This is a genomic window from Burkholderia sp. SR8, assembly GCF_052851275.1.
Map to the genome: position 1 here is coordinate 18346 of NZ_JAULUC010000039.1, position 24935 is coordinate 43280.

Sequence of the window (24935 nt, forward strand, 5' to 3'; positions counted from 1 at the left end):
CGAGCGTCACGGGTTCGGCTGCACCGAAAACATCAGCGGCCATGCGAAGGTCCCGTCCTTCGCCTTCGGCGCGAACACGAAACGATAGGTCAGCGTGAACGTCGTGTTCAGCGCCGTGTAGGGCACGTTGATCGTGCCGCCCGTTCCCGGCAGCACCACCTTGCTGCCGAAGCCGCCGATCTCGATCGAACTGAACTGTGCCTGGCTGGCGGCGGCGACCTGGACGAGCACCGTGTAGCCGGCGCGGTCGTTGGTCTGCACCGCGAGCGTCGTACCCGACGGATTGTTCGCGCTCGGCACGGCCAGGTAGCCGATGCTCGTGTCCTTGTTCGCGATCACGAGCCGGGCCGGATTGGCCGCCTTGAGCCGTGCGTACGCCTGGACCGTCGTTCCCACCTGCACCGACCGGATCGCCTGCTTCGCGGCGCCGGATCCCGGCGCCGCGCCGACGAGCGCGATCGACAGCGCGACGAGTGCGGCCGGCAGCCGGCGCGCGCGGCCGGCGTCACGCGGCGGCGCGAAGGCTGCCGTGCGGGTCTGTCCGCGCCGGGCACACCGCGATGCGGCGGCGCTCGCTGTCTGGGTTCGATTCATGTCTGCCCCCGTTGTCCGAATCCGTGATGGCGATCGATGGCGGCACGCGCAACGCGGCCGCCGCCCGCGCGCCTGGTCCTAGTAATTGAACAGGATCATGATGTTGCGGTCCGCATAGCTGCCCGGCACGGCGTTCTGGCCGCCGCGGATCAGCCCGTATACGTTCGCGCTGAACGTGCCGGCACCCGTGATCTTGCCCCACGAAATCGCCGACGTGCCGCTCGTGCCGTCGCCCCAGATCGACGTGTGCGCAGTGTCGAGGTACAGGTTGTAGCCGAGCGTCTGCGTGTTGCCGGTGCGCGTCATCAGGCGGTTCGCGAAGGTGCCGCCGCCCGCGCTCGCGGTGACCGTCGGCGCAGCGTTGCCGCTGCCGGTGCAGCTGACCGAGATCGTGACGGCCGACGTGGCCGCGTTGATCGTGTCGTACGTGCCGAAGACCATCGACGACGGTGCGTTCATCGTGCAGGTGGTCGCCGCGCGTGCGGGCGGCGCGACCAGCACGGCGGTACCGGCCGCCAACGCGGCGAACGCCGCGGCTGCCGCGCGAACGCGTGCGAGCCCGGCCGGCCGCCCTGCATGCTTGCGATGTCTCATGGTGTGACTCCCTTGCAAAGATGGGTGCCCAGGTCCGGCAGCGGGTCGTCGCCGGCGGGAAAGCGCACGGTCGCGTCGCACTGCCGGTCGCGCCACGCCGCATGCAGGTGGTTCTGCTCCGACAGTCCGGTGACGTAGACGACGCCGTCGCGGCCGACCGGAAACGCGTCCTTCTGTCCTGCAATCGTGACGATCGCGCCGGCCGGCAGAGGCGCGCCGTTCTCGAGATCGAGCGTCAGCATCGCGCCGCGCGAGCGCGTGATCGGGAACACGAGCGCCATGCCGCTGCGGAAGTACGGCACCGCGTCGAGCTTCAGCGTGCCGATGGTCGCGTCGAACGGCAGGTCGGCCTGCTCGATCGAGATCGGGTTGCTTTCGTACGCGCGCAGCCGCGGCAGCAGCGCGACGCCGCTCGCATCGGTGCGCGCGACGAGCTGGTTGTCCGCGAGGATGCCGACGTTGGCGAAGCCCGGCACCTTGACCAGCGCGAAGCTGTCGGTGATCTGCCGCGACAGGCGCGCGGTGCCGTCGACGAACGCGACGCCGCCCGCGACGTTGGCGCGCACGCCGGCGCGGCCGCGATACGCCGCCGCCTCGACGCTGTAGGTGCCGGTGCGCGTCTGCAGCGTCGCGCTCGCGTCCTGCGTGTCGTTGCCGGCCTGCAGCGAGTAGCCGAAGCCTTCGCCGACCGGCAGGCTGCGCTGCAGCTGCGCGAGCATTTCGGTGCCGCCCTGCTGGTGCGTCATCGTGACCGATGCGCTGGTGCGGTTGTCGACTGGAATCGTCCATGCGGCGCCGACGATGGTCGCGCCCGCGCCGCTCAGCGGCTTGCTGACGCTGATGTTCGCGAAGCCGAAGCGGCCGAGCTGCGCGCTGTAGCTGAGCGACAGCAACTGGGTCTTGTAGCCGTCGCGATTGTCGAGGAATACGTGCGCGAGCCCGAGCGAGCCGAAGCGGCCCATCCCGAGGCCGACGTTGACGCTCGTCAGCAGCTTCGGCGCGAGCCTGCCCGGCTCGAGGCCGATCTGCGCGAAATGCGGCGTCGCCCATTGCGCGTGCGCGCCGATGTCCACGAGGCCGGCCTGGCTCTCGGCGCCGATCGTCGCCAGCGCGCCGGCGCCGTCCGTGCTGCGGCTCGCCGCCGCCGACGCATTGACGACGCCGAGCGGCCCGGCCAGTACGACGCCGCCGACGCCGAGGTTCTGCCGCGACGCTTCGGCTTCCGCGTGGATCTCGCCGGTGAACCGGTCGGTCATGCCGATCCGGTGCGTCGCGCTGGCGAACCAGTGCCCGTAGTCGTTGCTCGCCAGCCCGAAATCGCGCCGTTCCTTGCCGATCTCGTACGAGAAATCCTGCATGCCCTGCTTCAGCAGGTTCGCGCTCGCATAGAACGACTGCGTGATCACCTGCTCGCGGCCCATCACGTCGCGCACGACGACGCGCACGTCGCCCTGGCCGGTCACCACCGGCACGTTGTTGATCGCGAACGGGCCGGGGGCGACCTCGCGCGTCGACGTCAGCGCGTTGTTCACGTAGACGTCGACCGTCGAGGGCAGCACGGCCTGCCCGCTCACGCCCTGCAGCGGAATCGTGACGAGGCCCGGCTGCGTCGCGAAATTGGTTGCGTACTGGATCCCGCCGAAGCGGATCGCGCGGCCCCACATGCCCGCGCGGCTGATCGCGTCGCCGATTCGCAGGCTCGCGAGATGGCCGGGCCGGTCGGTCGTCCACGTGGTTTCGAGGCGGGTCAGGCGCCGCGTCGGGCCCGATTCGTCCGCGAGGAACGTGCCGACGCCGACGCCGAAGCGGTTGAAGAAGCCGAGCTCGAACAGCCCGGAGCCGTGCGTCTGGCCCGCGGCCTGTTCGGCGAGCAGGTCGTAGTTGAAGAAGCCGCCGATGCCCGGCTCGACGGCCAGCACGCGGCGCCGGTCGGCTTCGTCGAACGTCGCGCCGACGAACGCCTGCGCGGGCACGCTGATCGCCATCGTCAGGTTCTGCTCGTCGACGGTGTACGCGAGCCCCGCGATCGCGTTCAGCGGGTAGTACGGCGTGTCGTTGCCGGCGAGCGGCGCGACGTCCGGCCGCTTGAGCCGCCAGCGCTTCAGATCGTCGGCCGACACGTAGAACGCGCCGTCGGCCGCCTTGATCAGCAACGCGGTTTCGTCGAGCCCCTGGCGGTTGATGTCGATCTGGTACAGCAGCTCGGCCGGGCCGCCCGCCGCGCCATGCGACGCCTGCGCGGCCGCGGCGGCCGGTGCCGCGACGAGACGCTCTTCCGCGAGTGTGGTCTGCGCGCTCATGAGAATCGCGATCAGCAGCGCCGCGTCAGCGCGCGCTCGGCGCGACCGTCGAATCGATGTCGCCCGCATCGGAGTAGCCGATCAGGTGCATGCCGGAGGCAACGGCCGGCGCGGCGCCGGCGCCGGGCTTGAACATCAGTTCGCGCGACTGGCCCGGCAGGACATATGCGAATTCCGCGTGCGTGGCGACCGGGCGATCGCTGCCCGGCGCGAACAGCGCGAGGTTGGCCACCTGCGCATGCGCGGTGCCGTCGTTGGTCACGCGCAACGCGAGCATGCCCGCGCCGCCCGGCCGCGGTTCCGCGCTAAAGCGCAGCCGCGGCGCGGTGTCGGCCGCCGGCTTCACGAAGATCGGCAGGCTCATTTCCAGCGCGATCTGCACGCCCGCGAAACCGGGCTTCGGCGCGGGCGGGATCTCCTGCAGATAGAGCCGGTAGCTGGTTTCGCGATCCGCGGCGGGCGGATGCCGCAGGCCGACGCGCACGACCTGCGCACTGCCGGGCGCGATCGTGAAGATGGGCGGCGCGGCAATCAGGTCGCCGGTCGACGCATAGACGTCGTCGCCCGCGTTCTGCGACCACGCGACGGTGCGCAGCTGGACGATCACGGGCTGGTCGGGCGACTCGTTGCGCACCGTGAGCGCGACGCTGCGCTGCGCGGCCGACAGCTCGACGCGCACGGGCGACACGGTGAAGTCGGTGGCCTGGCTGTCGGCGGATGCGGCGGCGAGCGTCACGGCCGCGAGCCAGGTCGCGAGTTTGCACACGTTCGGTTTCATCACAGATCCACCTCCAGGGATTCGCTGCCGAATGCTCGGTGTCGGCCGGTCGGGAGGGCGCGCGCGTCTGCGCTGCGGCGCGCCCTCCGCGCGGCACTAAAACGTCACGGTGACCGTCACCGTGTCCGCATAGCTGCCGGGCACTGCATTGGGCTGGTCGGGCACCTTGCCGTACACGGTCTTGGTGATCGCCTGCGCCATCGCCATGCCCTGGCCCATGCCGTTGACGGTATCGGTCGTCGGCGTGTTGCCCCATACGACCGTGCGGTTCGAATCCTGATACAGCGAGTAGTTGAGCTGGTTCGAGCCGCTCGTCATGATGCGGGTGGCGACCGTGGCGCCGGACGTCGAGCCCGCATTCAGGCCGATGTTGAAGTTCGTGCCGTTCGTGCAGCGGACCGTGATCGCGGACTGCGCCGCTTGATCGCCGGTGCCCGGCGTATAGGCGGGGAAGGTCAGCGCGCCGGCCGAGTCGATCAGGCAGGTTGCGTTGACGGTGGCGGACACGCCGAACGTCGTGCTGGCCTGTCCGGCCGATGCCGTGACGGCTGCGCAGGCGAGCGATGCGGCAAGCGCCGCGTGAGTCAGTACGGACTGCTTCATGATGCGTTTCTCCCTTGAAAGCTGGAATGTGCGGCCGGTGCGACGAGCCGTTCGGGACGGCGTCTCGATCGTCCGGATGCGCGAGGGTCTTCTGGGTGCGTCGGAATCGGGTCGCTTGCTGGGCGGGCACCTCCTTCGTGTCGTTATGCGGAGTCGGAACGGCGTCCGGGTCCACTGGCCGCTGCGCGGCGGCGCGTACGGCGTTCGTCGTGGCCGTCGCCGGCGCGTGCGCGGCGGCACGTGGACGGACGGGCGCGGGCGGCACTGCCCGCATGAACGGCACGAACGGACGCTGCGCGCATGCGCGCGGCGAGGGACTCCCGGGGTTCGCCTATCGGATCGGCGCGTCGTGACTTCGGGTGACGGCGTGGGCCGTGTTCGCGCATCGGACGGCGGCGGCGCGAAGCCGCGCCGCCGGTATCGGCGGATGCGTGACAGGAACAGTGATGCAGGACAGCAGCCGTGTGACGGCCGATATGAGATTCGACATGATTTCCCCGACCCGCTTGATGATTGTTTGTCGCCTGCATCGAGCCGCTCGCCCGTGCAATGTCGTTGTCTGCACCGCTGCATCAGCAAGCAACGGGCCAGCGTGCGGACGACCGCGCTGACACGGGCTCGGCGGTCGTCGAACGGCTACCGGGTGACGGCGTACACGCGGAAATGTTTCAGCCGTGAAACGCGACGCGGTGACGGGAAGTCGGCCGCTCGTCCGGCTGGCGTGCAGCGGCGGGGCGACGGGGAAATCGCAGGGGGCGCGTGACGGCGATTCCGCTGTGGAATCGCACGCGTCGCAGGCCGATCGGTTTCATTCGTGCAACGCGCGGGGGCCGGTGGCGCGCATCGCTACGGAGTCGATCGGGTGCCGGCGGCGTCGCGCGTCACGTGTTCACGTTCGACTGCGCGGCGAGCCACGCGCAGAACTGCGCGACGAGCGGATCGTCGGCCCGCGCGCCCGGCGCGATCCACCAGTAGCTGCGCGTCGCGATGCGCGGCCCGTCGAGCGGCATCACGAGGCGGCCGCTCGCGAGCTCGTCGTCGATCAGCGGCAGCGGGCCGAGCGCGACGCCGAGCCCGTCGACGGCCGCCTGCAGCGCCAGGTAGAAGTGGTCGAACGACTGCCGCTTGCGGCCCTTCATCGTCACGCCGGCCGCCGCGAACCAGTCGCGCCAGCCTTCGGGCCGCGTATCGGAGTGCAGCAGCACGTGGCGCGCGAGATCGTCCGCGCGGGCAATCGGCGCGCGCTTGAGCAGCGCGGGGCTGCACACCGGAATCACGCTTTCGTCGAGGAAGTGGCCGCTCATGCAGTTCGGCCACTGGCCGGGGCCGCGGCGGATCGCGACGTCGAAGCCGTCGAGCGTTTCGAGCGGCGCGTTCGACGTGGACAGCTTCAGCTCGACGTTCGGCACGTCGCGCTGGAACCGCGACAGCCGCGGCAGCAGCCATTTCATCGCAAAGGTCGGCAGCGCGTTGATGCGCAGCACGCGCGCGGCACCGGTGTGGCGCAACTGCTCGGTCGCGAGCGCGATGCTGTCGAACGCGGCGCGCACCGTGTCGAGATAGCGGCGGCCTTCGTCGGTCAGCTTCACGCGCTTGCCGTAGCGGTGGAACACCGGCTTGCCGAGCCACGCCTCGAACCCGGCGATCTGCCGGCTGATGGCACCATGGGTCACATGCAGCTCGTCGCCCGCGGCGCTGAAGCTTTCGTGTCGTGCCGCTGCTTCAAAGGCCCGAAGCGCGGAGAAGGGCGGGAGGTCGCGTGCCATGCTTGTGATTCTAGATCACAAGGGCGCGCCGATAAAATCGTTTTGCCGGGATCCGGAACGGCGGTAACCTCGGGGCATCGTTTGTTGAGGATCCCCATGCAATCCGTTTCCCCGCCGTCCGCCGCGCCGGCCCGCCGGATCGGCCTCGCCGAGCTGTTCACCGGCTTCCTGTCGCTCGGCCTGATGTCGTTCGGCGGCGCGCTGCCGTTCGCGCGGCGCACGATCGTCGAGCAGCGCAAATGGCTCACCGCCGACGAATTCACCGATCTGCTCGGGTTGTGCCAGTTCCTGCCGGGCGGCAACGTGATCAATCTGTCGGTCGCGGTCGGCATGCGCTTTCGCGGCGTTGCGGGCGCGTTCGCCGGCATTCTCGGGCTGATCGCGGGGCCGACGCTCGTCGTCGTCGCGCTCGGCGTGCTGTATGCGAAGACGCAGGGCGATCCGCGCGTGCAGCACCTGTTCGGCGGGCTCGCCGCCGCGGCCGCGGGCCTGCTCGTCGCGATGGCCGTGAAGGTCGCGAAGCCGCTGCTGCGCGCGCCGCGCACGGCGGCCGCGATCGCGGTGCTCGCGTTTGTCGCGATCGCGGTGCTGCGCATTCCGCTGTTGACGACGATGCTCGTGCTGACGCCCGTCAGCATCTGGCTCGCGTCGCGGCGCGGCGACACGCCGGCACCGCAGCGCACCGCCGCGCGCGATGGAGGCCGCTCGTGAACGACACGCTGATCGCAATCGCGACGATCTTCAGCCAGCTGTCGTTGCTCGCGTTCGGCGGCGGCAACACGATCCTGCCGGAGATGCAGCGGCAGGTCGTCGACGTGCATCACTGGATGAGCGCGCACGAATTCACCGCGCTGTTCGCGCTCGCGCAGGCCGCACCTGGGCCGAACATGATGATCGTGTCGCTGGTCGGCTGGCATGTGGCCGGCTGGTCCGGGCTGCTCGTCGCATCGATCGCGAAGTTCGGGCCGTCGTCGGTCGTGACCGTGCTCGCGCTGCACGCGTGGGAGCGCTTTCGCGACCGGCCGTGGCGCCGCTACGTGCAGCAGGGGTTGATGCCGATCACGGCCGGGCTCGTCGCGGCCAGCGCGGTGCTGATCTCGGAAGCGTCGAACCGCACCGCGATCCAGTGGGGCATCACCGCCGCGTGTGCGGTGCTCGCGTGGCGCACGCGCATCCACCCGCTGTGGCTGCTCGCGGGCGGCGCGCTGATCGGGCTCACCGGCATCGGGCAGTGAGCGGCGGCCGGTCGTTGGCGCGGCACCGGCGTCGAATCGGTCGGTGAGCGGCGGCGGTCGGTGCGGCACTGGCGCCGAATCGGTCAGTGCGTAGCGGCGGCCGGCGTGCCAGCGATGACGAATCGGTCGTGGAGCGACGGCGATCGATGCGGCACCGGCGTCGATCGAACGGGGCGACCGCTATGGCGACGCCGGCCGGTCGCCGTTCACGAGGCCGAGCAGCCGGCCGCGCTCGCCGCCGACGTCGTCGGTCGCGGCCGGCCAGTCCACCACGTAACCGGCCTCGAGCGCGTCGCGCATGATCGCGTCGTAATCGGCCTTGCCGAGCCGGCCGCTGCCGTGCAATGCGTCGGCCACCTCGTGCTTCAGCTTCGGCGTGAACGACGGATAGGCCGCCACCAGCGCCGCATACTGGCGCGCGTCGATTTCGCCCGATTCGCGATGGAACGCCCAGACGGCCACCAGCACGATCGCGACGAACGGGATCACGGTGTAGCGCACGAAGAACTTCGCGGGTGTCATGGCATTCGGTCGCGGGTCGAGAGGGCGTGCGTATCGAAAAGTCGCGCGCGAGCGCCGCAGGCCGTGCGTGCAGCCGCCGCGCAACGCTCCGGCCACCTCGTGTTTCCGCTATGGCGTGAACGACGGTTCGGCCGTCGCCGGCGGTTCGCGTAGCCGCTGACGCAGTGGCCGTTATACTCGGCCGGTCTTTCGGCCCGGCCACTCGCCACGGCGGTGCGGGCCGGCACGTTGCGCACGCACCTGCGCTTGCGGCGCCAATCATTATATTGGCGCGGCTCGCAAGCGGAAGCCACGGTCGCGTGCAAGTCGCGGTGTGCGGCGCTCGCCGCAACACACAGTTTCGCGTCGCCCGCCGCGTGCGGCCGGGCGGCGCGCCACACGGGAGGATCGATGGATCTCGACGGCGCCAGCCGCAACCTCACTGTCGCCGCGCTGCTCACGCTGTCGGGCGGCTATCTCGACGCGTACACGTACGTCGGCCACGGCCACGTGTTCGCGAACACGATGACCGGCAACGTCGCGCTGCTCGGCATCAGCGTTTCTGCCGGCGAATGGGCGGCTGCGCTGCATCACGTGCCGCCGCTCGGCGGCTTCGTGGTCGCGGTATTCGTCGCGCACCTGCTGGGCGTCGCCGCGCAGCGCGGCTGGATGCGTCACACGGCGTTCGCGAGCCTGATCGTCGAGATCGCGTTTCTCGGCGTCGCCGCGAGCGGGCTCGTCGGCGCGTCGAGCGCATGGCTGATTCCCGGCATCTCGTTCGTCGCGACGCTGCAGACGCTGTCGTTCACCCATCTCGAGGAACTGTCGTACACGTCGGTGATGACGACCGGCAACCTGCGGCGCGCCGCGCAGAAGCTGTTCGTCGGCCTCATTCCGCGCTATGACGCGGGGGCGCTGCACGACGCGGCGCTGCTCGCGACGATCAGCTTCTGCTTTCTGGCCGGCGCGGTGCTCGGCGGCTTCGTGACGCGGCTCGTGCCCGATGTCGCGCTGTGGGGCGCGGTGCTGCTGCTCGTCGGCGCGTTCGTGGAGATCGTGCGGCGGGCGCGGCGACGCGCCGGGGATGGCGGCGGCGCGAGCGGCAACGATGGCGACGCCGGCACCGGTGACACTCCCGACGGCGGCGCGCCGCGGCCGGCTTGACGGGAGCCGGTCCGCAGCCCCGTGCGGCCTGCCGTCATATCGCACGGCCGGATCGCCGCGTCATCGCTTCATCGACCCGCTACTGCGCCCGAATCCGAAGCGCGCGACCGAATCGCCGCTTCATGGTTTCACCGTCCCGCCCGACGCCCGGCCCCAATCCCGCTGCCGGTGCCGTATCCGATATCAGCGATCGGTGACCGGCGCCCGCACCCGGCCTCGTTCCTTACAACACCGTCCTGCCTCCCGCGGTCGCTCGACCTCCCGCCGTTCCCGCCACCGCCCAAGCCCGGCGCGGGGAAAACGTTGTGCCCGGACGACAAACGCGCGTTACCGGGCATTTCAATTTCTTTCAGGCTGCGCACTCGTCTTATGATTCAGCCCACATCGCGCGCGCCATGAGCGGGCGCGATCGCCACCCGGCTGCGCACGCGGCCGGCCATGAATGGAGACACCTACAAAAAGGAAAGCTCATGAAGCAGACCACCCGACTCGCAGCCATCGCAGGGGGCGCGGCGCTGGCCTTCGCCAGCCAGTACGCAGTCGCACAAAGCTCGGTCACGCTCTGGGGCGTCGCCGACGCCAGCATCCGTTACCTGACCAACGCCAACGCGAAGAACGACGGCCTGCTGTCGATGACCAACGGCGCGATCACCAACAGCCGCTTCGGCATCTACGGCACGGAAGACCTCGGCGGCGGCCTGAAGGCCGTGTTCAACCTCGAAAGCGGCGTGAACCTGCAGAACGGCGCGTTCGCCGACAGCGGCCGCCTGTTCAACCGTGCAGCGTACGTCGGCCTGCAGAGCCCGTACGGCACGGTGACCCTCGGCCGCCAGAAGACGCCGCTGTTCGACCTGCTGTCCGACACCTACGATCCGCTGACGGTCGGCAACTACCTCGAAAACGCGTGGCTGCCGGTCGCGCTCGGTGGCGGGCTGTATGCGGACAACCAGATCAAGTACACGGGCAAGTTCGCGGGCCTGACCGCGAAGGCGATGTACTCGACGGGCACGAACTACGAATCGACCGGCGCGGGCGGCTTCTCGGGCCAGATCCCGGGCTCGCTCGGCAAGGGCAATGCCTGGGGCGTGTCGCTGTCGTACGTGATGGGTCCGCTCAGCATCGCGGCCGGCGCGCAGCAGAACAGCGACAACTCCGCCCGCAAGCAGACGATCTACCACGCGAACGTCGTGTACGCGTTCAGCAAGGCGAAGGTCTATGCCGGCTACCTGCGCTCGAAGGACGACACCGGTTTCGTCGACAGCCTGCTCGCGCAGCAGTCGATTCCGGTCGCGAAGGGCACGGGCCGGATCGACGACGGTCCGTTCGCGGGCGTGAGCTGGCAGGTCAGCACGCCGCTGACGCTGACGGGCGCGTTCTACTACGACCACATGCGCAACGCGATGACCACGAACGGCACGCTCGCGAGCGGCAACCGCTATGCGATCGTCGGCATCGCCGAATACGCACTGAGCAAGCGCACGGAAATCTACGGCACCGTCGACTTCAACAAGACGAACGGCGCGGCGAACGTCGAGCTGCCGGGCCGCAGCAACCAGACCGGCATCGCGATCGGCCTGCGCAATATCTTCTGACGAACGTCGGAACGCTCGCGCCGGCTCCTGGCCGCCGCGTATCGAAGAGGCTCCTGCGGGAGCCTCTTTTTTTCGTCACGCGCCGTTCACGCGCGCGCCCGACCATTCAGCGATCGCTTCATCGGTGCAGGCCGCGCCGTAAGCGTTCCGTCGGCATTCCAGAACATACTTTGACAGTGCGCGCGAAGCGTTTCCGCTACGCTGCGTGCATGGTTCGCCGTGTGCCGCATGCGCACGCGCGGGCGACGTTCCGGCGCGCGTTTCGCGTGCGGCCGGCCTGGTGCGTAACTTGTGTATCCGGTGGTGACAAACACCGTCCGCCGGTTTTTTTCGTGGGACGATGCGCTCACGATTTTCTTGAAAGGGGATGACGATGGGTATCCTGAATACCGTGGGTGAAATCGCCGGCGCAGTGGCCGCAGTCGAAGCAGCGGAGAAGGTCGATCCGGATGCGGGCCTGCTGACCAAGGCCGCGGCAGCGGTTGCCGGCTTCAAGGGCGCCGAGGCGATCGAAGGCATGCTCGAGAAGAAGGAAGAGCAGCCGCAGCAGGCGGACGACACGCAGGCGACGGACGGCAGCGACACGTCGCAGGCCTGAGCATGGCGGCTGGTCGCGCCGCGGGTGCGCCGTTCGCGCGCCCGGGCGGACCGGTGCCGCGCGGCCGGCAGGCCGGGCATGCGGTCGATCGGTGACGCATGGCACACCCGGCAGCTGGTTTGACCGGCGAGAGGCGACGTCTCTCGCCGTTTTTTATCGTACACGCGCGACGTCGCGCCACCTTCCGCACGAATTCCCGAATCTTGCTATCGTGCCGTCATCCGAACTGCGATGAGGGCTTGCGATGGATTTCGACTACGACCTGTTCGTCATCGGGGCCGGCTCCGGCGGCGTGAGGCTCGCCCGGATGTCGGCGTCATACGGCGCGCGCATCGGCATAGCGGAGGAGGAGCAGATCGGCGGCACCTGCGTGCTGCGCGGCTGCATCCCGAAGAAACTGCTCGTCCATGCATCGCACTACCCGCACGAGATCGAGGACGCGAAAGGCTTCGGCTGGACCTTCGGCGCCGGCTCGCTCGACTGGCCCGCGCTGATCGCCGCGAAGGATCGCGAGATCAACCGGCTCAGCGACATCTACATCAACCTGCTGCGGCAATCCGGCGTCGACATGCACGCCGGGCGCGCGACGCTCGTCGACGCGCACACGGTCGCGCTCGGCGACCGCAGGTTCCGTGCGCGCCACATCGCGATCGCGACCGGCTCGCGTCCGGTGCTGCCGCCGCGGCCCGGCATCGAGCACGCGATCACGTCGCGCGAGGCGCTGTCGCTGCCGCAGCTGCCCGCGCGCATCGCGGTGGTCGGCGGCGGCTATATCGCGGTCGAGTTCGCGGGCATCTTCAACGGCTTCGGCAGCCACGTCGACCTGTTCTATCGCGGCGACCGGATCCTGCGCGGCTTCGACGACGACGTGCGGCAGTTCCTGACCGACGAGATGACGAAGCAGGGTGTCGCGATCCACGCGCACGCGGTGGTCGAATCGATCGCGCGCGCGGATGACGGCACGCTGACCGTGCGCGTCGGCGACGCAACGCACGGCCCGTACGACACCGTGCTCTATGCGACGGGCCGCGTGCCGAACGTCGACGGGATCGGGCTCGAACGCGCGGGCGTGCTGCTCGACGCGCGCGGCGCGATCGCGGTCGATGCGTATTCGGCGACGTCGGTGCCGTCGATTCATGCGATCGGCGACGTGACCTCGCGGCCGCAGCTCACGCCCGTCGCGACGCGCGACGGCGCGCTGCTCGCGCGGACGCTGTTCGGCGGGGCGCGCGTCGCGACCGACCACGCCTACGTGCCGTCGGCCGTGTTCAGCCAGCCGGAAGTCGCGACGGTCGGGCTCAGCGAGGCCGACGCGCGTCGCCTGCACGATGCCGTCGACATCTACCGCACGTCGTTCAAGGCGCTGCGTCACACGCTGTCGGGCCGCGACGAACGCACGCTGATGAAGCTCGTGGTCGCGCGCGACAGCCAGCGCGTGATCGGCGCGCACATGGTCGGGCGCGACGCGGGCGAGATCATCCAGGGCGTCGCGATCGCGATCCGCGCCGGTGCGACGAAGGCGCAGTTCGACGACACGATCGGCATCCATCCGACCGCGGCCGAGGAGTTCGTGACGATGCGGCAGAAGGTCGCCGACTGACGCGAACCGGCACGCCGGCTCACGGGCCGGCGCGGCATCCCGCAGATGCCGCGCCGGTGCGCGACATAGCACGGGATGCGCGGCGATTCCGAAAGAACGTCAATTCTGCTCAGGAAATCCCGCGTCGATAACGAGGCTTGGTATGATCGGCCAAAATCACATACGGGGCCGATCATGCGCGATCAACAGCGCAGCAAGCACAACCACGGGGTAGCCGGCGCACCCGGCATTGTCCAGCGATGCGCCGCGCATTCGCATCCTGCCGCAATACGTCCGTTGCGCGCACCTTCCCTTCGCATGCCGCCATCTCCATCGCCGTCCGGGCGATGAAGTCGCGCGCGCCAGCCGTTTCGATCACGCAACAACCGCCGGCTCGTCAGTGAGTCTGTGCGCCGGCGTGCCCGTTCCGGGCCATCTTTTCACGCAAGGAGACCAGCAGTGAACATTCAGACTCGACGCACCGTGCTCGTGGCGGCGGCGCTCGCCGCGGCGCTGTCCGGCTGCGCGACCGAATCGTCGCGCACGCTCGACGTGCCGGCCGTCAGCAGCGCGCAGAAGCCGTACGCGGGCAAGCCCGTCGCGATCGCGGTGGGCAAGTTCGACAACCGTTCGAGCTACATGCGCGGCATCTTCTCCGACGGCATCGACCGCCTCGGCGGACAGGCGAAGACGATCCTCGTCACGCGCCTGCAGCAGAGCCGCCGCTTCAACGTGCTCGATCGCGAGAACCTCGAGGAGATCAAGCAGGAAGCCGGCTTCATGAAGAAGGCGCAGGCCGTGAAGGGCGCGAACTACGTCGTGACCGGCGACGTGACCGAATTCGGCCGCAAGGACGTCGGCGATCACCAGCTGTTCGGCATTCTCGGCCGCGGCAAGACGCAGGTCGCGTACGCGAAGGTCAACCTGAACATCGTCGACACGACGACGTCGGAAGTCGTCGCGTCGAGCCAGGGCGCGGGCGAATTCAGCCTGTCGAACCGCGAGGTGATCGGCTTCGGCGGCACGGCCGGCTACGACTCGACGCTCAACGGCAAGGTGCTGGACCTCGCGATCCAGGAAGCCGTGAACCACCTCGTCGACCAGGTCGACGCCGGTGGGCTGAAGGCGCCGCAGTAAGCGTCGCAGCATGCGCCGCAGCGCGCGCCGCGAGCCGGCGCCGCGCTGGACCGATTCACCACGACACCAATCAAAAGAGAACAGACCATGAAACGGGGTAACTGGCTGCCGACGACGGCCGCCGCCTTGCTGCTCGCCGGCTGCGCGAGCTCCACGCCGCCGCTGTATCAGTGGACCGGCTATCAGCCGCAGGTGTACGAATACTTCAAGGGGCAGAGCTCGCCGCAGCAGCAGATCGACGCGCTCGAAAAGGCGCTGCAGGAGATCCGCGCGAAGGGCCATACGCCGCCGCCGGGCTTCCACGCGCATCTGGGCATGCTGTACGCGAGCGTCGGCAACGAGCAGCAGGCCGAACAGGAACTGCAGGCCGAAAAGCAGCTGTTCCCGGAATCGTCGACGTACATGGATTTCCTGCTGAAGAAAAAGACCGGTGCGCCGAAGACCGCGGACCAGAAGACGGCCCAGGCGATCGCCGGCCAGAAGGATCCTGCACCGACCACCGCCAAACAGTAACGCGCCCGCCATGTTCAAGACACTCTCATTCAAGCTGATGTCCGTGCTGTCGATCGTCGCGCTGCTGAGCGCGTGCGCGCAGCCGGTGAAACGCCCGGACTACACGGCGTTCAAGAAGAGCCAGCCGCGCTCGATCCTCGTGCTGCCGCCCATCAACGACACGTCCGACGTGACGGCGACCTACGGGATGCTGTCGCAGATGACGCTGCCGCTCGCCGAATCCGGCTACTACGTGGTGCCGGTCGCCGTGATGGACGAGACCTTCAAGCAGAACGGCCTGACCAACGCGGCCGAGATCCAGCAGACGTCGCCCGCGAAGCTGCGCGAGATTTTCGGGGCGGATGCCGCGCTGTATTCGAAGGTGTCGCAGTACGGCACCGTCTATCGGGTTCTCGCGAGCGCAACGGTCGTGTCGGCATCGGCCAAGCTCGTCGACCTGCGTACCGGCGACGTGCTGTGGCAGGGGCGCGCGAGCGCGAGCAGCGACGAAGGCGGCAACAACGGCGGCGGCGGCCTGATCGGCATGCTCGTCGTGGCCGCGGTCAAGCAGATCGCGAACACGTTGATGGATCAGAGCCACAGCGTGGCCGCGTACACGAGCAGCCGGCTGCTGTCGGCCGGGCCGCCGAGCGGGATTCTGTACGGGCCGCATTCGCCGAAGTACGGGACGGACTGAGCGGCGCATCGCGCGCGGTGCCGCGGGTGCTGCATTCGCCTGCCGCGCCGCGAACACGCCGATGGCCTGCGTTCCGGTCGAACGGCCGCGCTTGTTGCGCGGCCGTTTTCATTTTGCGTCGGTGCACGGTGCACCGCGCACGGCGTGCATGCGCTGCGACCGTCATCGCACCGCACGGACGCCGCATCACGCTCAATGCACGCCGAACGCATCGAGCAGCCGGTACCAGCTCATCGCGAGCACGAGCGCCGGCGTGCGCAGCGCCGCCCCGCCCGGGAAATCGCGATGCCGGATCCTGCCGAACAGGTCGAAGCGGCTCGCCTGGCCGTCGATCGCTTCGGCGATCAGCTTGCCCGCGAGCGCGGTCGTGTTCACGCCGTGCCCCGAGAAACCCTGCGCGAAGTACATCGTCGGCGCGACGCGCCCGAAGTGCGGCGCGCGATTCATCGTGATGTCGACGAAGCCGCCCCACGCGTAATCGACCTTCACGTCGGCGAGCTGCGGGAACGTCTTCAGCATGTCCGCGCGCATCGCCGCCGCCAGATCGCGCGGCGGCCGCGTCGAATAGCTGACCTTGCCGCCCCATACGAGCCGCGTGTCGGGCGCCGGCCGGAAATAGTCGAGCACGAAGCGGCTGTCGCACACGGCCGCGCGCGCCGGCATCAGCGCGGCGGCGCGCGCTTCGCCGAGCGGCTCGGTCGCGATCACGTACGTGCCGACCGGCATGATCTTCTTCGACAACGCGGGTGCGAGCGTGCCGACATAGGTGTTGCAGGCGAGCACGACGAAGCGGGCGCGCACGTGCCCCTGCTCGGTCTCGACGACGTGGCCGCCGGCGACGTCGCGCACGCGCGTCACGCAGCTGTCCTCATGAATCCGCACGCCGGCGTCGGTCGCCGCGCGCGCGAGTCCGAGCGTGTAGTTCAGCGGATGCAGGTGGCCGCTGTCGGGATCGTACAGGCCGCCGCGATAGCGCGCCGACTGCACGTAGTCGCCGAGTTCGTCCGCTTCGACGAAATGGAACCGGTCGTAGCCGAAGCGCTTCGCGGCCGCGTCGCGCCAGCGCTTCAGCGCATCCGTGTCGCGCTCGGTGTTCGCGGCGGTCAGGTAGCCGGGCACGAGCGCGCAGTCGATGCCGTGCCGCGCGATGCGCGACTTCACGAGCGACAGCGTTTCGAGCCCCATGTCCCAGATCCGCTTCACGTCGGCTTCCGGCATGAATTGCGCGAACGTGTCGATGTCGCACGCGAAGCCGCCGATCAACTGTCCGCCGTTGCGACCGCTCGCCGCCCATCCGACCCGCGACGCCTCGAGCACGGTCACCGAATGGCCGCGCTCGGCGAGGTTGAGCGCGGCGGACAAACCGGTGAGGCCCGCGCCGATCACGCACACGTCGGCATCGGTCGCGCCGGCGAGCGGCGCATGGCGGGTCGTATCGTTGACGGTCGCCGCGTAGTACGACGCGACGTGCGGCTGGTTGGCAAAGGTCTGCATGATCGGATGAACGGATAAGGAAGGCTCAGAACAGCTCGCGCACGCGGTGGTACAGCATCCCGAGCTCCAGCGCGGGCTGCCGCCACGCGTCGCCGCCCGGAAAGCGCCGGTGGCGCAGCTGCGCGAACAGGTCGAACGCGCTTGAGTCGCCCGCGATCGCGCCGGCGATCGCGCGACCGGCGATGCCGGTGAGCGCGACGCCGTGCCCGCTGAAGCCCTGCACGTAGAAGAAGTTCGGATCGAGCGCGCCGAAGTCCGGTGCGCGGTTGCGCGTGACGTCGACGAAACCGCCCCACGCGTGTTCGACGCGCACGTCGGCGAGTTGCGGGAACACGCCGACCATGCGCTGCCGGATCGTTTCGGCGAGCGTGTCGGGCGATGCGCCCGCGGAGTTCGCACGGCCGCCGAACAGCATCCGGTCGTCGGCCGACAGCCGGAAGTAATCGAGGAAGAAGTTGTTGTCGCACACGGCCTCGCGCCGTGCGATCAGCGCATCGGCGCGTGCGCGGCCGAGCGGCTCGGTCGCGATGATGTACGACGCGATCGGTGCGATGCGCGCGGCGGTCGCGGCCGGCAGGATGCCACCGGGGCCCGCGTTGCAGCACGACACGACGAAGCGGCAGCGCACTTCGCCCGACGGCGTGCGCACGACCGGCCGGGCGCCGCGCACGACGTCGAGCGCGCGCGTCTGCGCATGGAGCGCGACGCCTTCGCGGCGCGCGGCCTCGGCGAGACCCAGGCAGTACTTGAGCGGATGCAGATGACCGGACAGCGGATCGTAGACGCCCGCGACATAGCGGGACGACGCGACGCGCGCACGGATTTCGCCGGTATCGAGCCACGACAGCGACGGATGGCCCCAGCGCGAGCCTGCGGCCTGCATCCACGCGCGCAGGTCGTCGACGCGGCGCCGCTTCGTCGCGACCGTCAGGTAGCCGCGCGCGAAGTCGCAGTCGATCCCGTAGCGTGCGATCCGCTCGGCGATCAGTGCGACGCCGTCGAGCGACAGCGACCACGCGGCGCGCGCGCCGGCCGCGCCGAGCTGTTTCTCGATCACCTCGTCCTTCGCGAAGCCCGTGATCGCCTGGCCGCCGTTGCGGCCCGACGCGCCCCAGCCGGGCCGGTGCGCGTCGATCACGGCGACCGACAACCCGCGCGCCCGGCAATCGAGCGCCGTCGACAAGCCCGCGAAGCCCGCGCCGATCACGCACACGTCGACGTCGATCGTGTCTTCCAGCACAGGATCGTCCGCCAGCGGTCGCGTGGCGGTTGCTTCGTAGTACGAGTCGCGCGCGAGCGCATCGGCGCGGCGGGTGAAAGACTGCGTCATCGAACCGGCTCCCGTCGGTTGCGGCCGGCGCGGTGCGCGAGGCACCGCGGTCCGGCCCGGTGAAACGAAGCGGGACGTCGTGCATGCGGCACGGCGTCCCGCGCGGCCTGCATCAGAACGAATAGATGAACTGCGTCGCGAGCAGGTCGTTGGACTTGCCGTACGACCCGTCGTTGCGCAGGAACACCTTGTTGTTCGCCCAGTCGTGCCGGTATTCGACCTTCACGGTGATCTGCTGGGTCGGATAGAACAGCAGGTCGAGCGCGACGTCCTGACGGACCGCACCCTTGCAGTCGAAGCCGAGGCCGCCGTTCGCCTTCGACGTCGCGAGGCAGTCCGCGTCGACGCCGAAGCCGTTGAACGGATCCATCCCGTTGCCGTTCAGCGCGATGCCGCCGCCGCCGCCGCCGTTCTTGCTGTTCACGAGCGCATCGTAGCGCAGCGTCACGCCCATGCGGCCGACCACCGGCGCGTTGAACTTGCGGTGCGCGAGCAGCGACAGCCCGTACCACTGCGCGAGCCCGCCGTTGTACGCCGCATGCTGCTGCTGGCCGTAGTCGAGCTCGGCGTTGTACTGGATGTCGGCCAGCGTGTAGGTGGCGTCGACTTCGCCGAAGAAGAACGTGCCGTATCCGCTCGGCGCGGCGCCGCCCGGGCCGTAGTGCACGACGCCGTTCGAATCGATCGCGCTCGCGAGCGTCTGGCGGCCGATGTTGATCGAGCCGCCGAGATCGAGCGCGCTGGACCACGTGTAGTCCGCACGTGCGGTGAAGGTCGGCACCTTGTTGCTGGTCGTGATCGGATCGCCGAGCGCGTTGGTGCCCGTCTGCGTGACCGAGCCGTAGGTGCGGTACTGCTCGTTGCCGACGAAGAACTTCCACGCCCAGGCGCCCTTCGTGTAGTTCGCGCCCGCGCCGACGTAGCTGCCAGGATCGGAGAAGTCGTACAGCAGGTTGTGCGTGAGCGTGAGCATCTGGTTCGACTGCTGCACCTCGTAGCCGCCGAAACTCGGGATCAGGCCGGCAACCAGCGTCGTCTCGGCGGTGATCGGCACGTTGACGACCGCGGTGTTCAGCAGGTTGTCGGTGATCGAGCCGCGCGAGTTCTGCAGCAGCGTGATGCCGTTGCCGCGGTTCGGCATCAGCGTGATCTCGGCCGACGGCGCCATCGGGCCGACGCCGAAGGTCTTCTTGATGTCGAGGTACAGGTCGCCGAACGTGCTGTTGAAGTAGTTGTACGCGTTCTCGTGGTTCGCGAACAGGAACGACGACGTGCCGGCCGCGCGGTTGTAGATGTAGGTCGGGTCGATGTAGCCGGTGACCGACAGGCCCGCGAGCGGCCCGGTGTTCGCTGCGTCGGTCAGCGAGTCGACCTTCAGCTGCTGGTTCGCGATCTGCTGCTTCATTTCGCTGACCTCGTCGTTGGTCAGCGCGGCCTGCGACTTGCCGTAGTCCGGCGACGACGGATCGGCGGCCACGATGACCGGCCTGGCCGCGGCCGTCGTGCCTGCTTGCGCGACCGCGGTGCCGCCCGGCTTCGCGGCGAGTTGCGCCTGCATCGCCTTCATCTGCTTCTGCAGCGCGGCGACCTGCGCCTGCAGCGCCCTGATTTCGGCGGATGTCGAGCTGGCCGGCGCGATGCCCGGCAACGCGCCGGCCACCAGCAGGCAGATCAGTTTCTTCTTCATTGCGGATTCTCCTGGTCGTGCGGTTGTCAAAGTGCGTTTCGACGGGCGCGCCGCATCGCGCGGCGCGCCGGTCTCGTTATCGGTCGATGGGGAAGCGGCGCGTCACGCGGCGGCGAAGGCTGCCTTCATGTCGGCCACGCGGCGCCGTTCGCGCGCGATCATCATCTGGTTCACGACGATCACGCCGATCGTCACCGCGGTGATGAACAGCGTCGCCAGTGCGTTCATTTCCGGGTTCAGGCCGAGCCGCACGCGCGAGAACACCACGAGCGGCAGCGTCGTCGAGCCGGGCCCGGACAGGAACGCCGACAGCACGAGGTCGTCGATCGACAGCGTGAACGACAGCAGCCACCCGGACAGCAGCGCCTGCGAGATCAGCGGCAGCGTCACCACGAAGAACACCTTCAGCGGCGTCGCGCCGAGATCGAGCGCGGCCTCCTCGAGAGACTTGTTCATCTCCTTCACGCGCGACTGCACGATGATCGCGACGTACGACACGCAGAGCATCACGTGACCGATCCAGATCGTCACCATCCCGCGACCCTTCGGCCAGCCGAACATCTGCTCGAGCGCGACGAACAGCAGCAGCAGCGAGATGCCCTGGATCACCTCCGGAATCACGAGCGGCGCGTTGATCATCCCGGTGTACAGCGTGAAGCCCTTGAAGCGGCCGAAGCGCGCGAGCACGAAGCCGGCCCACGTGCCGATCACGACCGACGCAGTGGCCGTCAGCAGGCCGATCTTCAGCGACAGCCATGCGGCGGTCAGCAGCTCGTCGTCGTCGAGCAGCGCCGCGTACCACTTCAGCGAGAAGCCGGACCACACCGTGACCAGCTTCGACTCGTTGAACGAGTACACGACGAGGCTGATGATCGGGATGTACAGGAACAGGAAGCCGAAGGCGAGGACGCCCGTCGACAGCGGTTTGCTCGGCTTGATCATTTCGCTTCCTCCAGTTCCTTGACCTGGTAGTACTGGAACAGCGCCATCGGCACCAGCAACAGCAGCACCATCGCGACCGTCACCGCGGACGCCATCGGCCAGTCCATGTTGTTGAAGAACTCGTCCCACATCACGCGGCCGATCATCAGCGTGTCGGCGCCGCCGAGCAGTTCCGGAATCACGTACTCGCCGACCGCCGGGATGAACACCAGCAGGCTGCCGGCGATGATCCCGTTCTTCGACAGCGGCAGCGTGATGCGCGTGAACGCGACCCACGGCTTCGCGCCGAGGTCGTACGCGGCTTCGAGCAGCGTGAGGTCCATCTTCACGAGGTGCGCGTAGAGCGGCATCACCATGAACGGCAGGTACGAATAGACCATCCCGATGTAGACGCCCGCGTCGCTGTGATAGAGGCGCAGCGGTGTGTGGATGATGCCGAGCGCGATCAGCGCGTGGTTCAGCAGGCCGTCGTCCTTCAGGATTCCGATCCATGCGTATACGCGGATCAGGAACGACGTCCAGAACGGCAGCATCACGGCCATCATCAGCACGTTGCGCCGGCCCGGTTCCGAGCGCGCGATGTAGTACGCCATCGGATAGCCGATCAGCAGGCACAGCAGCGTCGACACGGCGGCCATCTTCAGCGAGCTGAGGTAGGTCGCGATGTACAGGTCGTCCTGCAGCAGGAACGCGTAGTGCGACAGCTGCAGCGCGAAGTGCACGACGCCGTCCTTGAACTCGACGAGCGACGTGTACGGCGGGATCCCCATCACCTGGTCGGCGAAGCTGATCTTGAACACCAGCACGAACGGCAGCGCGAAGAAGATCGTGAGCCACAGGAACGGCACGCCGATCGCGACGCTGCGGCCCGACGGCAGCAGGCGCTGGAGGGCGGTGAAGCGGCTGCGGCGTCGCGAAGCCGGTGCCGCGGCGGTGGCGCCGGTCGAAACCGGCGCGGACGGTGTGGAAGCGGAGGTTCTGATCATGTCGTCCTCGCACCGTTACGCCGTCAGCACGACGCCGCTCGCCGGCGACCACGACACGAACACGTCGTCGTTCCACGACGGCGCGCCGTCGTGCATCAGGTGCGAGCTCGACAGGTTCGACACGACGGTCTTGCCGCTCGGCAGACGCACGTGATACAGCGAGTAGCTGCCCATGTACGCGATGTCGGTCACGACGCCGCGCGCCCAGTTGTGATGCGAGCCGGGCTTGTCGCGCGACACGTGCACGCGCTCCGGACGCACCGAGATGCCGACCGGCATCCCGAGCGGGCCGGTCACGCCGTGGCTCACGTACATGCGCGCTTCGAGGTCGTCGCTCTCGACGAAGATGTGATCGGGCTCGTCCTCGACCACGCGTCCTTCGAACAGGTTCGTCGAGCCGATGAATTCGGCGGAGAAGCGGCTGTTCGGGTATTCGTACACTTCGCCGGGCGTGCCGATCTGCACGATCTTGCCTTCGCTCATCACCGCGAGGCGGCTCGCCATCGTCATCGCCTCTTCCTGGTCGTGCGTGACCATCACGCAGGTCACGTCGACTTTCTCGATGATGTTCACCAGTTCGAGCTGGGTCTTCTGGCGGATCTTCTTGTCGAGTGCCGACATCGGTTCGTCGAGCAGCAGCAGCTTCGGGCGCTTCACGAGCGAACGCGCGAGCGCGACGCGCTGCTGCTGGCCGCCCGACAGCTGGTGCGGCTTGCGCTTCGCGTACTTGCTCATCTGCACGAGCGCGAGCGCATCGGCCACGCGCTCCTTGATCTCGTTCTTCGGCGTGCCTTCCTGCTTGAGCCCGAACGCGACGTTCGATTCGACCGACATGTGCGGGAACAGCGCATACGACTGGAACATCATGTTCACCGGCCGGCGGTACGGCGGCAGCGACGCGAGATCTTCGCCGTCGACGAAGATCTTGCCGGAGGTCGCCGTCTCCAGCCCGGCCAGCATGCGCAGCAGCGTCGACTTGCCGCAGCCCGAGCTGCCGAGCAGCGCGAACAGCTCGTTCTTCGCGATCGTCAGGTTCACGTTGTCGACGGCCGTGCTGTCGCCGAACTTCTTCACGACGTTTTCGATGCGCACGAACGCGTCGTTCTTCGAGCGGGCCGCGGCGGCCGGTTGGGTCTGGCGTGCAGCAGCGGAAGAGGGTATCGATTGCATGGGAGTCACCATTCGTTCTTCACGGATTGCAGGCGTGAGCGTCCCCGCGCGAGGCGCGCAACGCGACTCGCGGACAACGGCTCGTGCCGGATGGAACAGCGCGCGCGATGCGCGCGGGCGGACGCAGCGTCCGCGGATCCCGCGCGGGCAGGTTTCGGCCGGTCGTCAGCCGCTGCCTGCGCCGCCGCGGTGGTCGTCGATCAGTGGCCCGTCTTCAACTGCGCCCACAGACGGTTCTCAAGGCGCAGGATGTCGGCCGGCATCGGCTTCATCAGCACCATCTTCTTCAGCACGTCCTCGGGCGGGTAGACGGTCGGGTCCTGCGCGACGGCCGGCGTGACGAACTGATGCGCGGCCTTGTTCGCGGTCGGGTAGAACACCGTGTTGGTGATCGCCGCATTGACCTTCGGGTCGGACACGTAGTTGATCCACTTCAGCGCAGCCTCGGCATGCGGTGCATCCTTCGGGATCACCATCACGTCGAACCACAGCAGGCCGCCTTCCTTCGGGTTCGAGAACTTGATGTCGTACGAGCGTTTCGCTTCGGCCGAGCGGCGGTGCGCGATGCCGACGTCGCCGGACCAGCCGAGCGCGACGCACACGTCGTTGTTCGCGAGATCGTTGATGTAGCCGGACGAGTTGAACTGCGTGATGTACGGGCGGACTTTCTTCAGGACTTCGAACGCCGCCTGGTAGTCGCCCGGGTTCTTGCTGTTCGGATCCTTGCCCATGTACTGCAGCGTCGCCGCGAACACGTCGACGGCCTGGTCGAGGAACGACACGCCGCAGCTCTTCAGCTTTTCCATGTTGGCCGGGTCGAACACCAGCGCCCAGCTGTCGACCGGCGCCTTGTCGCCGAGCGCCTTCTTGACCGCCTGCGCGTTGTAGCCGATGCCGTCGGTGCCGTACGCCCACGGCACGCCGTACTGGTTGCCGGGGTCGGCATCCGCGATCATCTTCATCAGCAGCGGATCGAGGTTTGCGAGGTTCGGGATCTTCGACTTGTCGAGCTTCTGGTACACGCCGGCCTGGATCTGCTTGGCCATGTAGTTCGACGTCGGCACGACGATGTCGTAGCCCGAGCTGCCGGCCAGCAGCTTCGCCTGCAGCGTGTCGTCGCTGTCGTAGTTGTCGTACTTGACGTGGATGCCCGTCTGTTTCTGGAAGTTCGGGATCGTGTCCGGCGCGATGTAGTCGGACCAGTTGTAGACGTTCAGCTCGTCGGCATGTGCGGACGGGCTGGCGACCGACGTGAACGCAGCCGCGGCGGCGAGCGCCGCGACGGAACAGGCTTGGCGAAGAATGCAGGCACGCATGGTGGAATTCCCCTGGTTATGGTGACGTGCGGCGCCCGCCGCACGCCTGTAGGCAAAGCCGTTACGAAAGGCCCAACTGCCGGGCGGTCGCATCGACGGCCTTCTTCGCCTTCGATACGAGTTCATCGATTTCCTGACGCGAGATCACGAGCGGCGGCGACAGCAGCATCCGTTCGCCGGTCGCACGCATGATCAGGTTGCCGTTGAAGCAGAAGTCGCGGCAGATCGTGCCGACGTCGCCGCCGTTCGCGAAGCGGCGCCGTTCGGCCGGCGCTTCCGCAAGCTGCAGGCTCGCGACCATCCCGTGGCCGTGCACCTCGCCGACGATCGGGTGGCGCGCGAAGGTTTCGCGCATCAGCGCCTGGAAGTACGGGCCCGTG

The 24935-nt window shown here is 68.5% G+C and carries 23 protein-coding genes and 1 pseudogene; 9 read left to right on the plus strand and 15 right to left on the minus strand.

Annotated features, from left to right (window positions below):
- Positions 1-6: 6 nt before the first annotated feature.
- The 6 genes from Q3A80_RS30135 to Q3A80_RS30160 all read right to left on the minus strand — a co-directional run bounded on the left by Q3A80_RS30135 (position 7) and on the right by Q3A80_RS30160 (position 6635).
- A complete protein-coding gene (locus Q3A80_RS30135; protein WP_446332436.1) occupies positions 7-594 on the minus strand; it encodes a hypothetical protein in 588 nt (195 codons plus the stop codon).
- Between the two features lie 78 nt (positions 595-672).
- Entirely contained in the window at positions 673-1188 is a 516-nt protein-coding gene (locus Q3A80_RS30140) for a Csu type fimbrial protein (protein ID WP_446332437.1), read from the minus strand.
- Complete coding sequence (locus Q3A80_RS30145) at positions 1185-3488, minus strand: fimbria/pilus outer membrane usher protein (protein WP_446332438.1); 2304 nt, start codon at positions 3486-3488, stop codon at positions 1185-1187. The genes Q3A80_RS30140 and Q3A80_RS30145 overlap by 4 nt, the downstream gene beginning before the upstream one ends.
- 25 nt (positions 3489-3513) lie before the next feature.
- Positions 3514-4266, minus strand: a complete 753-nt coding sequence (locus Q3A80_RS30150) for a fimbrial biogenesis chaperone (protein ID WP_446332439.1) — start codon at positions 4264-4266, stop codon at positions 3514-3516.
- A 96-nt stretch (positions 4267-4362) separates the two neighbouring features.
- The gene (locus tag Q3A80_RS30155) at positions 4363-4869 is read right to left on the minus strand and encodes a Csu type fimbrial protein (RefSeq protein ID WP_446332440.1); all 507 of its coding nucleotides are present in this window, start codon (positions 4867-4869) and stop codon (positions 4363-4365) included.
- Between the two features lie 881 nt (positions 4870-5750).
- A complete protein-coding gene (locus Q3A80_RS30160; protein WP_446332441.1) occupies positions 5751-6635 on the minus strand; it encodes a transcriptional regulator GcvA in 885 nt (294 codons plus the stop codon).
- 96 nt (positions 6636-6731) lie between these two features.
- Between Q3A80_RS30160 and Q3A80_RS30165 the strand changes: the two genes are divergently transcribed.
- Together Q3A80_RS30165 and Q3A80_RS30170 are read left to right on the plus strand one after the other, a co-directional pair.
- Positions 6732-7346: a chromate transporter gene (locus Q3A80_RS30165; RefSeq protein ID WP_446332442.1), complete on the plus strand. Its 615-nt coding sequence runs from the start codon at positions 6732-6734 to the stop codon at positions 7344-7346.
- Positions 7343-7870: a chromate transporter gene (locus tag Q3A80_RS30170; protein ID WP_446332443.1), complete on the plus strand. Its 528-nt coding sequence runs from the start codon at positions 7343-7345 to the stop codon at positions 7868-7870. The genes Q3A80_RS30165 and Q3A80_RS30170 overlap by 4 nt, the downstream gene beginning before the upstream one ends.
- Positions 7871-8050: 180 nt before the next feature.
- Here the strand turns inward: Q3A80_RS30170 and Q3A80_RS30175 are convergent, their stop codons facing one another.
- The gene (locus Q3A80_RS30175; protein ID WP_446332444.1) at positions 8051-8392 is read right to left on the minus strand and encodes a hypothetical protein; all 342 of its coding nucleotides are present in this window, start codon (positions 8390-8392) and stop codon (positions 8051-8053) included.
- Positions 8393-8782: 390 nt separating this feature from the next.
- On the opposite strand from Q3A80_RS30175, the gene Q3A80_RS30180 reads away from it, so the two are divergent.
- The 7 genes from Q3A80_RS30180 to Q3A80_RS30210 all read left to right on the plus strand — a co-directional run bounded on the left by Q3A80_RS30180 (position 8783) and on the right by Q3A80_RS30210 (position 15630).
- Positions 8783-9535 carry a YoaK family protein gene (locus Q3A80_RS30180; protein WP_446332445.1) on the plus strand — a complete coding sequence of 251 codons (753 nt, stop codon included), beginning with the start codon at positions 8783-8785 and terminating at the stop codon, positions 9533-9535.
- 470 nt (positions 9536-10005) lie between these two features.
- Positions 10006-11127: a porin gene (locus Q3A80_RS30185; RefSeq protein ID WP_446332446.1), complete on the plus strand. Its 1122-nt coding sequence runs from the start codon at positions 10006-10008 to the stop codon at positions 11125-11127.
- Between the two features lie 373 nt (positions 11128-11500).
- Positions 11501-11725, plus strand: coding sequence for a hypothetical protein (locus Q3A80_RS30190; protein ID WP_014895816.1), 225 nt, complete (start codon positions 11501-11503; stop codon positions 11723-11725).
- Between the two features lie 244 nt (positions 11726-11969).
- Entirely contained in the window at positions 11970-13325 is a 1356-nt protein-coding gene (gene gor / locus Q3A80_RS30195; RefSeq protein ID WP_446332447.1) for a glutathione-disulfide reductase, read from the plus strand.
- A 444-nt stretch (positions 13326-13769) separates the two neighbouring features.
- Positions 13770-14441 carry a CsgG/HfaB family protein gene (locus Q3A80_RS30200; protein WP_446332455.1) on the plus strand — a complete coding sequence of 224 codons (672 nt, stop codon included), beginning with the start codon at positions 13770-13772 and terminating at the stop codon, positions 14439-14441.
- Between the two features lie 87 nt (positions 14442-14528).
- Positions 14529-14954, plus strand: coding sequence for a DUF4810 domain-containing protein (locus Q3A80_RS30205; RefSeq protein WP_446332448.1), 426 nt, complete (start codon positions 14529-14531; stop codon positions 14952-14954).
- A gap of 10 nt (positions 14955-14964) precedes the next feature.
- Positions 14965-15630, plus strand: a complete 666-nt coding sequence (locus Q3A80_RS30210) for a DUF799 domain-containing protein (RefSeq protein ID WP_446332449.1) — start codon at positions 14965-14967, stop codon at positions 15628-15630.
- Between the two features lie 192 nt (positions 15631-15822).
- On the opposite strand, the gene Q3A80_RS30215 is transcribed toward Q3A80_RS30210, so the two are convergent.
- From Q3A80_RS30215 to Q3A80_RS30250, 8 genes and pseudogenes are all read right to left on the minus strand, one after another.
- On the minus strand, positions 15823-17124 hold the full coding sequence (locus Q3A80_RS30215) for an NAD(P)/FAD-dependent oxidoreductase (protein ID WP_446332450.1): 1302 nt from the start codon (positions 17122-17124) through the stop codon (positions 15823-15825).
- 25 nt (positions 17125-17149) lie between these two features.
- A complete protein-coding gene (locus Q3A80_RS30220) occupies positions 17150-18454 on the minus strand; it encodes an NAD(P)/FAD-dependent oxidoreductase (protein ID WP_446332451.1) in 1305 nt (434 codons plus the stop codon).
- 112 nt (positions 18455-18566) lie between these two features.
- Entirely contained in the window at positions 18567-20141 is a 1575-nt protein-coding gene (locus tag Q3A80_RS30225; protein ID WP_446332452.1) for a DUF3138 family protein, read from the minus strand.
- Between the two features lie 102 nt (positions 20142-20243).
- A complete protein-coding gene (locus Q3A80_RS30230) occupies positions 20244-21083 on the minus strand; it encodes an ABC transporter permease subunit (RefSeq protein WP_059454059.1) in 840 nt (279 codons plus the stop codon).
- The gene (locus Q3A80_RS30235) at positions 21080-22066 is read right to left on the minus strand and encodes an ABC transporter permease subunit (RefSeq protein WP_446332456.1); all 987 of its coding nucleotides are present in this window, start codon (positions 22064-22066) and stop codon (positions 21080-21082) included. Before Q3A80_RS30235 ends, Q3A80_RS30230 begins: the two co-directional genes overlap by 4 nt.
- Before the next feature lie 18 nt (positions 22067-22084).
- Positions 22085-23239: an ABC transporter ATP-binding protein gene (locus tag Q3A80_RS30240; protein ID WP_446332453.1), complete on the minus strand. Its 1155-nt coding sequence runs from the start codon at positions 23237-23239 to the stop codon at positions 22085-22087.
- A 200-nt stretch (positions 23240-23439) separates the two neighbouring features.
- Positions 23440-24555 (minus strand): polyamine ABC transporter substrate-binding protein, encoded by a 1116-nt coding sequence (locus Q3A80_RS30245; protein ID WP_446332454.1) that lies wholly within the window; start codon positions 24553-24555, stop codon positions 23440-23442.
- 61 nt (positions 24556-24616) lie between these two features.
- A pseudogene (locus Q3A80_RS30250) lies at positions 24617-24935 on the minus strand (aspartate aminotransferase family protein); the annotation flags it as partial.

What these genes read in the sequence shown, in the direction of transcription:
- Q3A80_RS30215 (WP_446332450.1), bottom strand. Translation starts at nt 17,124, where the DNA reads ATGCAGACCTTTGCCAACCAGCCGCACGTCGCGTCGTACTACGCGGCG.
- Q3A80_RS30190 (WP_014895816.1), top strand. Translation starts at nt 11,501, where the DNA reads ATGGGTATCCTGAATACCGTGGGTGAAATCGCCGGCGCAGTGGCCGCA.
- Q3A80_RS30140 (WP_446332437.1), bottom strand. Translation starts at nt 1,188, where the DNA reads ATGAGACATCGCAAGCATGCAGGGCGGCCGGCCGGGCTCGCACGCGTT.
- gor (WP_446332447.1), top strand. Translation starts at nt 11,970, where the DNA reads ATGGATTTCGACTACGACCTGTTCGTCATCGGGGCCGGCTCCGGCGGC.
- Q3A80_RS30135 (WP_446332436.1), bottom strand. Translation starts at nt 594, where the DNA reads ATGAATCGAACCCAGACAGCGAGCGCCGCCGCATCGCGGTGTGCCCGG.
- Q3A80_RS30230 (WP_059454059.1), bottom strand. Translation starts at nt 21,083, where the DNA reads ATGATCAAGCCGAGCAAACCGCTGTCGACGGGCGTCCTCGCCTTCGGC.
- Q3A80_RS30180 (WP_446332445.1), top strand. Translation starts at nt 8,783, where the DNA reads ATGGATCTCGACGGCGCCAGCCGCAACCTCACTGTCGCCGCGCTGCTC.
- Q3A80_RS30165 (WP_446332442.1), top strand. Translation starts at nt 6,732, where the DNA reads ATGCAATCCGTTTCCCCGCCGTCCGCCGCGCCGGCCCGCCGGATCGGC.
- Q3A80_RS30175 (WP_446332444.1), bottom strand. Translation starts at nt 8,392, where the DNA reads ATGACACCCGCGAAGTTCTTCGTGCGCTACACCGTGATCCCGTTCGTC.
- Q3A80_RS30205 (WP_446332448.1), top strand. Translation starts at nt 14,529, where the DNA reads ATGAAACGGGGTAACTGGCTGCCGACGACGGCCGCCGCCTTGCTGCTC.
- Q3A80_RS30245 (WP_446332454.1), bottom strand. Translation starts at nt 24,555, where the DNA reads ATGCGTGCCTGCATTCTTCGCCAAGCCTGTTCCGTCGCGGCGCTCGCC.
- Q3A80_RS30220 (WP_446332451.1), bottom strand. Translation starts at nt 18,454, where the DNA reads ATGACGCAGTCTTTCACCCGCCGCGCCGATGCGCTCGCGCGCGACTCG.
- Q3A80_RS30145 (WP_446332438.1), bottom strand. Translation starts at nt 3,488, where the DNA reads ATGAGCGCGCAGACCACACTCGCGGAAGAGCGTCTCGTCGCGGCACCG.
- Q3A80_RS30210 (WP_446332449.1), top strand. Translation starts at nt 14,965, where the DNA reads ATGTTCAAGACACTCTCATTCAAGCTGATGTCCGTGCTGTCGATCGTC.
- Q3A80_RS30155 (WP_446332440.1), bottom strand. Translation starts at nt 4,869, where the DNA reads ATGAAGCAGTCCGTACTGACTCACGCGGCGCTTGCCGCATCGCTCGCC.
- Q3A80_RS30150 (WP_446332439.1), bottom strand. Translation starts at nt 4,266, where the DNA reads ATGAAACCGAACGTGTGCAAACTCGCGACCTGGCTCGCGGCCGTGACG.
- Q3A80_RS30225 (WP_446332452.1), bottom strand. Translation starts at nt 20,141, where the DNA reads ATGAAGAAGAAACTGATCTGCCTGCTGGTGGCCGGCGCGTTGCCGGGC.
- Q3A80_RS30160 (WP_446332441.1), bottom strand. Translation starts at nt 6,635, where the DNA reads ATGGCACGCGACCTCCCGCCCTTCTCCGCGCTTCGGGCCTTTGAAGCA.
- Q3A80_RS30185 (WP_446332446.1), top strand. Translation starts at nt 10,006, where the DNA reads ATGAAGCAGACCACCCGACTCGCAGCCATCGCAGGGGGCGCGGCGCTG.
- Q3A80_RS30240 (WP_446332453.1), bottom strand. Translation starts at nt 23,239, where the DNA reads ATGCAATCGATACCCTCTTCCGCTGCTGCACGCCAGACCCAACCGGCC.